Below are 12,485 nucleotides of genomic sequence, written 5' to 3'. Positions count from 1 at the left end.
TGGGCGTGACCCACCGGCAGCTAGAAGGTGATCTCAGTCATGACGGTGTCTCTGATCGAGAAGCCTATAGCCAGTCTGGGTCGGAGGTTATCGTGGACCCGATGATCCAGTCCCCGAAGGACGGCCCCCCGGTCGCTGCGACCCGGGATGATCCGCTGCTGCGGCACCTCTCGGAACGCTTCGGCGGACCCGCGGGGACACGGCTGCGCCCACGGAACTCTCCGGCCCAGGTGCTGCTGGGCCTCACCGTGCTCGGGATTCTGCTCTCCGCGCTGACCAGCCAGTACTGCCGGATCAACGGCTGGGGCGGGGCGGAGGTCTACCACGCGGGCTGTTACTCAGACATCAGTGCGCTCTTCCACCAGCGTGACCTCAGCGATGCGCCATGGGGCCCCCTGGTCGGCCCGGGCTACTTCGAGTACCCGGTGCTCACCAGTCTGGTCGCCGCAGTCCTGGCGGCCTCGACGCGCTTCCTGCTCGCCCAGGACGGGACCGCGGCGCTGGGCTGGTCCGCCGACCGCGCCTCGCTGCTGTATTGGGATCTCAGCTTTGCCGCCGCCGCCGTGGTGTGGCTGGTCCTGGTGCTGGTGGTGATGAAGGCCGCCGGGGCACGGCCCTGGGATGCCGCGATCGTGGCGCTCTCCCCGGCGATCATCTTCGGCATCGGGATCAACTGGGACATCTGGGCGGTGACCGCGCTGGCCCTGGCGATCCTTGCCTTCCACCGCGAGGCCTGGGTCAGCGCCGGGGTGATGATCGGCGTCGGGGTCTCCTTCAAGCTCTTCCCGCTCTTCATGCTGGGCGCCGTGCTGATCCTGGTGCTGCGCCGGGACACCGGGCTGGGGTTCGACGTCTTCCTGCGCGCCCTCGCCGGCGCGGCGGCCAGCTGGCTGGTGCTCAATGTTCCCGCGATGGTGCTCAGCTTCACCACCTGGTCCCAGTTCTTCGAGCTCTCGGTCGAGCGCGGCGCAGGGTATTCCTCCCCGTGGCACATCTGGCAGCTGATCGCGGAGGGCCGCGGGGGCTCCGGGCCGAGCCCCGAGACGATCTCGGGATTCTCCCTGGGACTCTTCGCCGCCGCCTGCGCGGGCATCCTGGTGCTGGGACTCCGGGCGAAGCATCCCCCTCGCATGGTCCAGCTGCTGTTCCTGATCGTGGCGGCGTTCCTGCTGCTCAACAAGGTCTATTCGCCGCAGTTCATGGTCTGGCTGATTCCGCTGATCGCCCTGGCGGCGCCGCGGTGGCGGGACGCGCTGGTCTGGCAGGGATTCCAGCTGCTGCACTTCTGGGCGGTGTGGATGTACCTGGCGGGCATCGTGGGGGATCACGATCCGCAGCATTCCTTCGACACCGCGCTCTACATCGCTGCGGTGCTGGGCCATATGGGCGCCACGATCTACCTGATGGCCCAGGTGGTGCTTGACATCCTGCGCCCGGACCGAGACCCAGTCCGACGTGCCGCGCGGGTCCCGCTTGGCCCACGCTCCGGGAGAACCTCGCAGACCTCGGCACAGACCCGGACCCAGGCCTCAGAGTTCCGCTGAGGCCCACTCCTTCAGGATGTCAACGGCTTCCGCCTCGGCCACCGGCCCGTGCTCCATGCGGTGTTCGAGCAGGAACTTGTACGCCCGGCCCACCGCAGGGCCCGGCGGGATCTGCAGCACGGCCATGATCTGTTCCCCGTCGAGGTGCGGACGGATCCGGTCCAGCTGCTCACGCTCGGCCAGCTGCGCGATCCGCTCTTCGAGATCGTCATAGGCATGATCGAGCCGGGCGGCCTTCTTCTTGTTCCTGGTGGTCACGTCCGATCGGGTGAGCCGGTGCAGCCGCTGCAGCTGGTCTCCGGCGTCGGTGACATAGCGGCGCACCGCCGAGTCGCTCCACCCCTGATCGCCGTAGCCGTAGAAGCGCATGTGCAGCTCCACCAGCAGGCTCACCGCGGCGATGCTGGCCTTGTCGAAGCGCAGCTCCTGCATCCGACGGCGGGTCTGCTTGGCGCCGACCACGTCGTGATGGCGGAAGCTGACCCCGCCACCGGGTTCGAACCGCCGGGTCTTGGCCTTGCCGACGTCGTGCATCAGCGCCGCGAAGCGCAGCACGAAGTCCGGGCCGGGCACCGGGCCTTCAGTCCCGGTCTCCAGCGCGCAGGCCTGCTCCAGCACCTGCAGCGAGTGCTGGTAGACGTCCTTGTGCCGGTGGTGCTCATCGTCGGTGAGCTTCAGCGCGGGCACCTCGGGGAGCATGATCTCGGCCAGGCCGGAGTCCACCAGCAGGTCGATCCCGGCGCGCGGGTCCGCGCCGCAGATCAGCTTGACCAGCTCCTCGCGGATCCGCTCCGCAGAGACGATGCTCAGCCGCTGCGACATCTCGGTCATCGCCGCGCGCACCTCAGGGGCGACCTCCATGCGCAGCTGAGAGGCGAAGCGCGCCGCGCGCATCATCCGCAGCGGGTCATCTGAGAAGGACTCCTGCGGGGTGGCGGGAGTGCGCAGCAGCCTCAGATGCAGGTCTTTGACGCCGCCGTGCGGGTCCACCAGTTCGAAGCTGGGCAGCTTCAGCGCCATCGCGTTGACCGTGAAGTCGCGCCGGACGAGGTCCTCGTCCAGGTCGGTGCCGAAGTTGACCTGCGGCTTGCGCGAGCCCGGGTCGTAGGCCTCGGCCCGGTAGGTGGTGATCTCGATGGTGTCATCACCCTTGCGGATGCCGATGGTTCCGAAGTCCCGGCCGATGTCCCAGTGCGCCTCGGCCCAGCCGGAGACCGCCTCGATGATCTGATCCGGGGTGGCGGCGGTGGTGAAGTCGAGATCCGGGGAGGTCCGGCCCAGGAAGAGGTCCCGGACGGGACCGCCCACCAGGGACAGCTCGAAGCCGCGGGCGGCGAAGCGTTCGCCGAGTTCGACGACGACGTCGGGCAGCCAGGCGCCGTCAGGGAATCCAGAGGGAAGGTAAGGCATAGCGGAAACAGTGTCCCATATGCCCCGCCGACAGAAGCCCGCATCCGCGCCAGCACCGGCATGCACGCTCGGCGAAGTCCACCGCGACGGGATCTTCGCGGCACTCCGATTAGAGTGTTCGGTATGAACAGACCGGAGACCGGCGATGAACGGCGCACCCCATTGACAGTGTCAATGGGTGCCCGGCGCATGCCGGCTCGGCAGACCACGCGGCAGCAGGGGAGCCTTCCGACGGTCGAAGAGGTCAGCGCCGGCGGGGTGATCATCCGCCCGGCCTCCAACGGCTTCGAGGTCGCCATCATCGCCCGCTACAACCGCGGCGGACGCCTTGAATGGTGTCTTCCCAAGGGCCACCCCGAGGGCACCGAGACCTTCGAGGAGGCCGCGCTGCGCGAGGTGGCCGAGGAGACCGGCGTCGAGGGCGCCATCCTGACCTCCCTGGGCAGCATCGAATACTGGTTCACCGTCCCCTCGCACCGGGTCCACAAGACCGTGCACCACTACCTGATGGAAGCCGTGGGCGGGGAGCTGAGCATCGAGAACGATCCCGATCATGAAGCCGTCGACGTCGCCTGGGTGAGCATGGACGCGCTGGATCGCACCCTGTCCTTCCCCAATGAGCGCCGGATCGTGAATCTCGCCCGAGCGGTGATCGATGAGTCTGTGCAGTCCAGCTGATCCGGCTATAGTCCACTGACGATGACTGCCGCTTCCCCCGGTCAGACCGAAACCGGTCCACCGCCGCCTCCGCCCTCGACTCCCTCGACCCCGGACCCCACGGCCGATCAAGGCCACCTTCCCGCCAAAGGCCTTGCCCGGGCCAGCGCGATCATGGCAGCCGGAACGCTGGTGTCCCGGGTGCTCGGCATCGTGCGCACCGCACTGCTGGCGGTGGCGATCGGCTCGACCACGCTGGTGGGCGATGTCTTCGAGAAGGCCAACACGGTCCCCAACGTCGTCTACCTGCTGCTCGCCGGCGGGATGTTCAACGTGGTCCTGGTCCCGCAGCTGATCAAGGCCGCGCGGCGCTCGGATCGGGGCGCCGACTACACCTCCCGGCTGCTCACGCTGACCATCACCGTGCTGGCGGCGTTCACCGTGCTGCTCACCCTGGCTGCATATCCGATCATCCTCACGCTGACCCGCAACTGGACCGAACCGATGCTCGCGCTGGGCACGGCCTTCGCGATCTGGACGCTGCCGCAGATCTTCTTCTACGGGCTCTACGCGGTCACCGGCCAGGTGCTCAACGCCAACGCCCGCTTCGGCTGGTACATGTGGGCTCCGGTGCTGAACAACCTGATCGCCATCGGGGTGATCCTGAGCTTCATCATCACCTTCGGCCAATACGCCGCCAGCGACGATCAGCTCACCGAGTGGACCGCGCAGCAGACCATCTGGCTCGCAGCGGGCCACACCGTGGGCATCATCGCCCAGGCGCTGCTGCTGCTGTGGCCGCTCTCCCGGCTCGGGCTGCGGCTGCGCCCGAAGTTCGGACTCAAGGGCATGGGCCTGGCCTCCACGGGCCGGATCGCCGGGTGGACCCTGGTGACGATGCTCATCGGCAACGTCGCCAACCTGCTCTACATGCGGCTGATCTCCGGTGCGACGGCCACCCGTGAGGAGATGGGAGAACTCGGCGCCTCGGTGCCCGGGGAGTATGCCGCCAATGTCGCGGAGCTGATCGCGATCCTGCCGCACTCGGTCTTCGTGCTCTCGATCGCCACGGTGCTGTTCAACCAGCTGGCCCGCGCCATGGACCTGGGCCGCTACGGCAGGGCCCGGGAGATCATCAACGAGGGGCTGCGGATCTTCGCCATCCCGGTGATGTTCTGCATGGTGGCGGTGCTGGTGCTCGCCGGCCCGCTGGGGCGGATCTTCGGCGGCGCCGCGGCCGACGCCAACCTCGCCGGCGCGGCCATCGGGCAGCTGCTGGTGCTCCTCGCCTTAGGCATGCCCTTCCGCTCAGCCAGCTTCTACCTGATGCGGGTCTTCTACTCGGCCGAAGACGCCAAGACCCCGATGTTGATCTACGCGATCATCGCGGTGGTGGGGCTGACCACCGCCTACGGCCTGGCCGGGGTCATCCCCGAAGAGCAGATCCCCTACCTGGTGATCGGGCTCTTCACGGCGCTGCACATGCTGCAGTACCTGATCTGCCACCTGTTGGTGGTCCGGCGCTGGGGCGGCTTTGACTTCGCCTCCGTGCTCAGCGCGTATCTGCGCTCCGGAGCCTGCGCGGGTGTGGCTGGACTTGCCGGCGCCGCCGTCCTCTGGCTGCTCGGCGGCTATGACTGGGGCTTCGCCTGGGACTCCATCTTCACCGCGGTGATCAGCTGCGCCGTCGTCGGTGTGGTGATGGCGGTGGTCTTCGTGCTGATGCTGCGCTGGCTGCGCGTGAATGAGTTCACCGCGGCGATCGCGCCGCTGGCCAGGCGAGTTCCCGCACTGTCCCGCCTGGCCCGGTAGGCTTGACCACGATGTGAAGCTGGTCGCCTGAGTTGGGCGCCAGGATGTTTCCCGGACCGAGGAGGACTTGTGGCGCAGCCTTTCGGCGTCGGCGATGTAGTTGGTGGGCGGTACCGCATCACCCATCACGTGGTGACGTCAGCTGATCAGGACATCGTCTTCCAGGCGAGCGACGAGGTCCTCGACCGAGACGTCAGCATCCTGCTGGCCTCACGGTCCAACGCCAAACAGGTGGCCACCTCCGCGCGCGAACTGGCGATGGGCTCCCGCGACTCCGACGTCCAGGTGCTCGATCTCGGCCTGGCCGAGGAGCGGACCTACCTGATCTCCTCGCTGGTGGATCCAAACACCCTGCTGGATCTGGTGGTGCCTGACACCGCGCCCTATGTGGAGCCCTTCTTCACCGATTCGCTGGGCTCCGAGCTCTTCGGACAGTCCCGCGTGATGGAGCCGGAGACCTACGAGGACGACGACGAGTACTACGCCGGACTGCATGTGGGCTCCACCGATGACCGGCCCGAGGATCACGCCCGACGCTTCCGCCGGCGTCGGCCCGCCTTCCTGGACAAGGTCTCCGACTCGCTGAACCGCCGGCTGAACACCGAGACCGACGCCGCCGCCCTGGCAGTCGCTGAGGGACAGGCTGAGCAGGGCCGTGCGGCCGCCGCAGCGTACCTGCGCAGCGACATGGAGGTCACCAGCGCAGACCCCGCAGCGGACACCCAGGAGGACTTCTCCGGCACCCGGGACACCGCCGCCCCCGCCGCCTCGGGTGCTTCTGCCGCATCTTCCCCCGCCCCAGGCTCCGAGTCCACGGTCTCGGACGACTCCAGCGCCGCCGCGGGTGCGCCCACCGAGGACGAGGCCGCCTGGGTCGCCGAGCACGGCGACTCAGCCGCTGCCGCCGAGCCCGCGGAGATGCAGGCCTCGGAGCTGCCCGACGGTGACGAGGTCGTGGACAACCCGCCGGACTCACTCGTCGATGACTACGACCTGCCACCCGCCCCGGCCCACGCCCCGCTTCCCGGGCCGCCCAGATCCCGGCGACTCAGCGATTCGGTCTCCTTCACCGGACTGATTCGACCCGTCCCCCGCGTCGAGGACGAAGCGGCCATGCAGGCCTCCGCAGCGGCCGCTCCTGCGCTGGACCTTTCCGGCGCGGCGCGCGTCGAGCGCCCCGGCTCCGAGTCCGCAGGCCCTCCTGCTGCGGCCGTCTCCGGCGCAGCCGCAGGTCCGCCGGCCGAAGAGCCCAGCGACACAGACTTCAAGGACGAGAAGCCCGGCATCGGCCGCTGGGTCACCGCAGCAGCGCTGGCGGCGCTTCTGCTGGTCGCCGCGGTGATCGTGTTCCTGAACCTGCGCGGCGGCGAGACGCCCGACACCGCCGCCGGGCAGGATCAGGTCGACGGGACCGAGGACGCCCCCGCGGAGGAGAATGGGGACGCAGAAGGTGACCAGGAAGGCTCCACCGAGGAGTCCGCCCCTGACGAAGACGCCGGAGTGGAGCCGGAGATCGCGAACATCACCCGCGTGGTGCCCGACTCTCCAGACCTCATCGCCGACCGCGACGGTCAGCTGGCCAATCTCTTCGACGGGGACACCTCCACCACCTGGGTCACCCTGTCCTTCGCGACCGCTGATTTCGGTGGATTCAGCTCCGGCGTCGGCCTGGTGGCTGAACTCGAGGAGCCCGCAGAGGTCTCCGCGGTCACGCTCACCCAGGAGGGCGGGTCCTCCGGGGGATCCTTCGAGGTCCTGGTCAATGACACGCCGAGCTTCGAGGGCGCAGAGCAGGTCGGCGACGGCACCCTGAACTGGAACGAGACGACCGTGGAGGTCGAGACCGAGGGGGAGGCCGCCTACGTGATCATCAACATCACCGAGCTGCCCAGTCAGGACGACCCCAACGCCGCTGGACTCCCCTTCAGCACCGAACTGGCCGAGATCAGCCTCGACTGACCCCGGTCCGCTCAGTGGGGTCCCGCGCATCGCTCCAGTAGGCTGGCGGGTGATGGAATAGGTTGAACATCGATGATGTTCAATATTCCAGACACCACGACCGTTGCTAAGGACATGTGATTGTGACTGAACAGACCCCTGACCAGGTTCACGACGTGGTCATCATCGGCTCCGGCCCTGCTGGCTACACCGCGGCCGTCTACATGGCTCGCGCAAACCTCAAGCCCATCATGCTCACCGGCTCTGTGACCGCCGGAGGGGAGCTGATGAACACCACCGACGTGGAGAACTTCCCCGGCTTCCCCGACGGCATCATGGGCCCGGACCTCATGATGAACATGGAACAACAGGCCCGACGCTTCGGAACCGACATTCGCCACGAGGACGCCACCGAGCTTCTCCTGGACCGGCCGATCAAGCAGATCACCACGGGCGCCGGAGACGTGCTGCATTCCCGCGCGGTGGTGCTCGCCACCGGCTCGGCCTACCGTGAGCTGGGCGTGCCCGGCGAGAAGGCACTCTCCGGCCACGGAGTCAGCTGGTGCGCGACATGCGACGGGTTCTTCTTCCGGGATCAGAACATCGCCGTGGTCGGCGGCGGCGATTCCGCCATGGAAGAGGCGCTGTTCCTGACCAAGTTCGCCTCCAAGGTCACGGTCCTGCACCGCCGACAGGAGCTGCGCGCCTCACAGATCATGATCGATCGGGCCAAGGCCAACGAGAAGATCGAATTCATCTGGAACACCGAGGTCACCGAGGTCCAAGGTGAAGGCAAGGTCAGCCGCCTGATCCTTCGCGACACCACCACCGGCGCACCCTCATCCCTGGATGTGACAGGTCTCTTCGTCGCTATCGGTCATGACCCACGCACGGAGCTCTTCAAGGATCAGATCACCTTGACCGAGGACGGCACGGCATGGGTCGACGGACGCAGCTCCAGGACCTCGCTGCCCGGCGTCTTCGCCGCCGGCGACGTCCTCGATCCGACCTATCGTCAGGCGATCACGGCCGCAGGTTCTGGCTGTGTGGCTGCCCTCGACGTCGAGCACTGGCTCGCGGACACGCTGAACTCCGACGCGGCCGAAGTGCCCTCCCCCCAGACTCACACCTCACCTGTACCGCTCTAAGGAAGGAGATCTCTATGTCAGATCTCAAGAACGTCACCGATGCAAGCTTCGAGCAGGACGTCCTGAAGGCCGATAAGCCGGTCCTCGTGGACTTCTGGGCCGAATGGTGCGGCCCTTGCCGCATGTTGACCCCGATCCTCGAGGAACTGGCCGCTGAGAACCCCGAGAAGATCGAGGTCGTCAAGGTCAACGTGGATGAGAACCCAGGCACCGCCGCGAAGTTCGGGATCACGTCGATCCCCGCTGTCTACGCCTTCAAGGGCGGCGAGCATGTCCAGTCCTCCATCGGCGCCAAGCCGAAGCAGGTCCTGGAGCAGGAATTCGCCGACCTGCTGAAGTAGGCGCTCGTCGCACTTCGTGAGGCCGAACAGGTGGGGCCCGGAACGCATCAGCGTTCCGGGCCCCACCTGTTTCACGTGAAACCCGGCCGGCTCATCAAGACTCGGACTTCATGAACGAGAACCGATCATCTCCATCAAGCGGTGCAGATCGTCGATGGAGCCGAAGTCGATGGCGATCCGGCCCTTCTTCGCCCCCAGGGTGATTTTGACCTGGGTGTCCAATCGATCGGTCAGGGCGTCGGAGAACTCCTCCAGCTGGCGCACCCGCGGACTCTTCGCCCGCTCACGGCCGAGATCGCCGCTGCCCAGATCGCGCTGCGCAAGCGTCACGGCTTCTTCTGTGCCGCGCACCGAGAGTCCCTCCGCCACGATCCGTCCGGCCAGCTGATCCATCTGCTCCTGAGACTTCAGCCCCAGCAGAGCGCGCGCATGTCCCGCGGAGAGGACCCCGGCGGCGACTCGCCGCTGCACGCCGGGGGGGAGCTTCATCAGCCGAAGGGTGTTGCTGATCTGCGGGCGAGACCGGCCGATGCGCTCGGCAAGTTCGTCCTGGGTACAGTTGAAATCATCGAGAAGTTGACGATATGCAGCTGCTTCCTCCAAAGGATTGAGCTGTGATCTGTGGATATTCTCTAAAAGAGCGTCGCGGAGAAGGTCGTCGTCGGCGGTCATCCGGACAATCGCCGGGACCGTCTCGCGGTCTGCGGCCTTCGAGGCTCGCCAGCGTCTCTCGCCCATGACCAGTTCGAAGTGATCAGGACCCGCCGGACGCACCACGATGGGCTGCAGCACACCGATCTCGCGAATGGAGTGGATCAACTCATCCATGTGCTCTTCGTCGAATTCCTGGCGCGGCTGACGCGAGTTCGGCACGATGGCGTCGACCGAGATGGATCGAAACTCTGCACCGTCGACAGATCCGCCGGTTTCACGTGAAACAGAGCTGGTCCAGGCCCCCTCCGGCACAGATGCGGTCTCGACTGCGGCTGTGGGACCCGTTTCCTCGCCGACGTGCTGCTCAGCAGTCGAGCGTGGATCCGTGGCTGCAACAGGCTTCGCGGCGGCAGGCTTGGCACCCGCTCGGGACAGCACATCTGGCATCGGTGCCCGCTGACCAGCCGTCGCGCGACGCGACGTCGTGCCTGGCTTGGAGATCGTGGCTGATTCCCGGGCGATGACTTGTCTATCGAGGTCTGCCTTCGCCGAGAAGAACACGTCGATGGGGCGAGGAGCAGCGGGGCGCGACTCGCGCGTTTCACGTGAAACCTGCTGGGCAGGTTCCCATGAGTCGCTCGGAGCGACCGATTCCGCGTCTTCAGTCGCCTCCGTCTCCCGAACCGGTTCGACGACCTGAGCCGGCTCAGCCGGCTGGGCTGCCTGGGCTGCTTCCGCTTCCTGAGCGTCACTATTGATCAGTGCGCCCAAGCCTCGACCAAGACCGCGCCGCTTTCGTTCTGCCATTCGGCAGCCTCCTAGGAGATAGAACTGGAACCGCTCAGTGTGAATGGCGGCGACATCTATTCTACGGAGCAAACAGGTGCGGATGGGCCAAGCGAGGGGTAATGGGTGGGAGTTTCACGTGAAACGCCGCGCATCGGCGGAACGCGGCGTTCGAGTCGAGAAGGTCAGCTGTATAGCCCCTGTTCAGACCCAGCTGATGGTCTTCTTTGCGCTCAGCAGTCCATCCGTCGGCCTGACAAGACCCTGGCACCCATCATCCGGTCGGCGTGTTCCACGTGAAACACCCCATTGTCGCTGCAGTTATGGGAAACGAGTGCGCTGCGGGGCTGGTTTCACGTGAAACGCCGCCGAATACCGGATCGCAGCGTTGCAGTCAGAGATCCGGGTGGCAGAACCCTTCTCGACGCCACCGATGGAACCTCCTGGACTCCAGTGCGTCGACCCTCGGACGAATGAGGCTCAGCCGTCCGAAGAATCTTCGGCGTGTTCCACGTGAAACGTATTCGCGGCGGGACGGTCGAGAGAGTAGAACACATCCACGGGCTGGTTTCACGTGAAACGCGCGCAGACGCCCCTGGCGCGGCACGATCGTCAGCGTCTTCTGCTGTTCTGCCCGGGCGGGTCGCTGGTCGCGAGCCAACCGGTGGTCACGGCAGCGAGGGTCCCAGCCGAACAGTGACGCCGGTCCAACTTGCCGTCTGTGTGTTCCACATGGAACCACACCGCCCGTCGACTGCCTGAGTCAGGGCAGCCTGGCTCAGACATGCATGGGTTTCACGTGAAACGAACGCAGATCGCATCGCCATGGGCACAAGAGCCGCTGATTCTCGGCCTCCAAGACGCGCGAGCTGATCAGTGTCGGTTGATGATCCGCCAGACCGCCCGGCTGACTCCTTGGAGACACACCGACGGTCGTCGGGGTCCCGGGGATCCACGGTGCACCGCAGTGACCAGCGTAGGAACTAGAGCATGCGCGTGAGGGTCAAAGGGCGTTTCAGGTGAAACAGGGTAGTCGAATCGCCGCGCCTCGAGCGCGAGATTCGGTCACGCACCACAGTAAAGACTGCTCAGAAACAACAATCGTTCCAGGTCAGGAGCGCTGCACGAGCTCAGCAGCGGCCTCAAGGTAGGCCAGGGCGCCGGTGGAGGAGCGGTCGTAGGTGATCACCGTCTGCTGGTACGAAGGAGCCTCGGAGATGCGCACGCTGCGCGGAATGACGGATTTCAACACCGACTCGGGGAAATGCTCGCGCACTTCTCCCGCGACCTGGGATGCCAGGTTTGTGCGACCGTCATACATCGTCAGAAGAATCGTGGAGACCTTCAGCGGCGGATTCAGGTGCTTCTGGATCATGCCGATGTTGTTCAACAGCTGACTCAGTCCCTCCAGCGCGTAGTACTCACACTGGATCGGAATCAGGACTTCCTGGGCGGCGACGAAGGCGTTCACAGTCAACAGTCCGAGGCTGGGGGGACAGTCGATGAAGACGAAGTCCAGTCGTTCGAGACCGTTCTCCTCGCGATACCGGTAGTACTCGGCGAGCGCGCGGGCAAGCCGCTGTTCCCGAGCAACCAGGGAGACCAGCTCGATCTCGGCACCGGCGAGGTGGATCGTGGCCGGCACCACTTGGAGTCGAGGCACGTCCGGGCAGTCAGCGACGACATCGGCGAGGGCGAAATCCTCGATCAGCACGTCGTAGACGGAATCGGTGTCCGCCGAGTGATCCACGCCCAGGGCTGTGGAGGCGTTTCCCTGCGGGTCGATGTCGATCACCAGCACGTTGAATCCCTGATCGGCCAGTGCGGCGGACAGGTTCACGGTGCTTGTGGTCTTGCCGACCCCGCCCTTCTGATTGGAGACGGTGATGGCCCGGGTGTGGCTGGGGCGGTTCAACTCAGTGGTGGTGAGTTTCTTGCGTCGGCGATTCTCGTCCGCGAGTTCAGCGGCCAGGGGAGAGGACGCGGCGAGGGACTCCAGGATCGAAGAGCCCTCTGCAGTGCTCGCGGCTGCTTCGGCGGCCTTGGCGGCACCACTGGTTTCACGTGAAACGCGCTTCTCCTGCACGGGCCATCCTTTCCTTGTCATGACTGGAGCACCTGGCGGTGCCCATCACCCCGGAGGGACCGCGGCGTGGGCACAGATACGAGTCTAGGCCACTGCCGTCACCTGGCAC

9 protein-coding genes are annotated in these 12,485 nt (G+C 66.2%); 6 read left to right on the top strand and 3 right to left on the bottom strand.

Going from position 1 to position 12,485, the window contains the following annotated elements:
- The first annotated feature begins 101 nt into the window (after positions 1-101).
- Positions 102-1,544: a glycosyltransferase family 87 protein gene (locus tag LTH96_RS10555; RefSeq protein ID WP_241465690.1), complete on the top strand. Its 1,443-nt coding sequence runs from the start codon at positions 102-104 to the stop codon at positions 1,542-1,544.
- Here the strand turns inward: LTH96_RS10555 and LTH96_RS10550 are convergent.
- A complete protein-coding gene (locus LTH96_RS10550; protein WP_241465689.1) occupies positions 1,530-2,954 on the bottom strand; it encodes a CCA tRNA nucleotidyltransferase in 1,425 nt (474 codons plus the stop codon). The genes LTH96_RS10555 and LTH96_RS10550 overlap by 15 nt on opposite strands.
- A 123-nt stretch (positions 2,955-3,077) precedes the next feature.
- On the opposite strand from LTH96_RS10550, the gene LTH96_RS10545 reads away from it, so the two are divergent.
- The 5 genes from LTH96_RS10545 to trxA all read left to right on the top strand — a co-directional run bounded on the left by LTH96_RS10545 (position 3,078) and on the right by trxA (position 8,850).
- A complete protein-coding gene (locus LTH96_RS10545; protein ID WP_370642739.1) occupies positions 3,078-3,632 on the top strand; it encodes an NUDIX hydrolase in 555 nt (184 codons plus the stop codon).
- Between the two features lie 21 nt (positions 3,633-3,653).
- On the top strand, positions 3,654-5,423 hold the full coding sequence (gene murJ / locus LTH96_RS10540) for a murein biosynthesis integral membrane protein MurJ (RefSeq protein ID WP_241465688.1): 1,770 nt from the start codon (positions 3,654-3,656) through the stop codon (positions 5,421-5,423).
- Positions 5,424-5,492: 69 nt separating this feature from the next.
- Entirely contained in the window at positions 5,493-7,382 is a 1,890-nt protein-coding gene (locus LTH96_RS10535; protein WP_241465687.1) for a hypothetical protein, read from the top strand.
- A gap of 116 nt (positions 7,383-7,498) precedes the next feature.
- A complete protein-coding gene (gene trxB / locus LTH96_RS10530) occupies positions 7,499-8,509 on the top strand; it encodes a thioredoxin-disulfide reductase (RefSeq protein ID WP_370642740.1) in 1,011 nt (336 codons plus the stop codon).
- 14 nt (positions 8,510-8,523) lie between these two features.
- Positions 8,524-8,850 carry a thioredoxin gene (gene trxA, locus LTH96_RS10525; protein ID WP_241465685.1) on the top strand — a complete coding sequence of 109 codons (327 nt, stop codon included), beginning with the start codon at positions 8,524-8,526 and terminating at the stop codon, positions 8,848-8,850.
- Positions 8,851-8,958: 108 nt separating this feature from the next.
- Here the strand turns inward: trxA and LTH96_RS10520 are convergent, their stop codons facing one another.
- Both LTH96_RS10520 and LTH96_RS10515 read right to left on the bottom strand, forming a co-directional pair.
- Positions 8,959-10,275 (bottom strand): ParB/RepB/Spo0J family partition protein, encoded by a 1,317-nt coding sequence (locus LTH96_RS10520; RefSeq protein ID WP_370644433.1) that lies wholly within the window; start codon positions 10,273-10,275, stop codon positions 8,959-8,961.
- 1,126 nt (positions 10,276-11,401) lie between these two features.
- Positions 11,402-12,376, bottom strand: a complete 975-nt coding sequence (locus tag LTH96_RS10515; RefSeq protein WP_342357749.1) for an AAA family ATPase — start codon at positions 12,374-12,376, stop codon at positions 11,402-11,404.
- Positions 12,377-12,485: the final 109 nt, after the last annotated feature.

The organism is Nesterenkonia sp. LB17 (assembly GCF_022565915.1).
In the GTDB taxonomy this organism is placed as follows: domain Bacteria; phylum Actinomycetota; class Actinomycetes; order Actinomycetales; family Micrococcaceae; genus Nesterenkonia.
This window is presented reverse-complemented; position numbering and strand designations above follow the sequence as displayed.

What these genes read in the sequence shown, in the direction of transcription:
- LTH96_RS10555 (WP_241465690.1), top strand. Translation starts at nt 102, where the DNA reads ATGATCCAGTCCCCGAAGGACGGCCCCCCGGTCGCTGCGACCCGGGAT.
- LTH96_RS10550 (WP_241465689.1), bottom strand. Translation starts at nt 2,954, where the DNA reads ATGCCTTACCTTCCCTCTGGATTCCCTGACGGCGCCTGGCTGCCCGAC.
- LTH96_RS10545 (WP_370642739.1), top strand. Translation starts at nt 3,078, where the DNA reads ATGAACAGACCGGAGACCGGCGATGAACGGCGCACCCCATTGACAGTG.
- murJ (WP_241465688.1), top strand. Translation starts at nt 3,654, where the DNA reads ATGACTGCCGCTTCCCCCGGTCAGACCGAAACCGGTCCACCGCCGCCT.
- trxA (WP_241465685.1), top strand. Translation starts at nt 8,524, where the DNA reads ATGTCAGATCTCAAGAACGTCACCGATGCAAGCTTCGAGCAGGACGTC.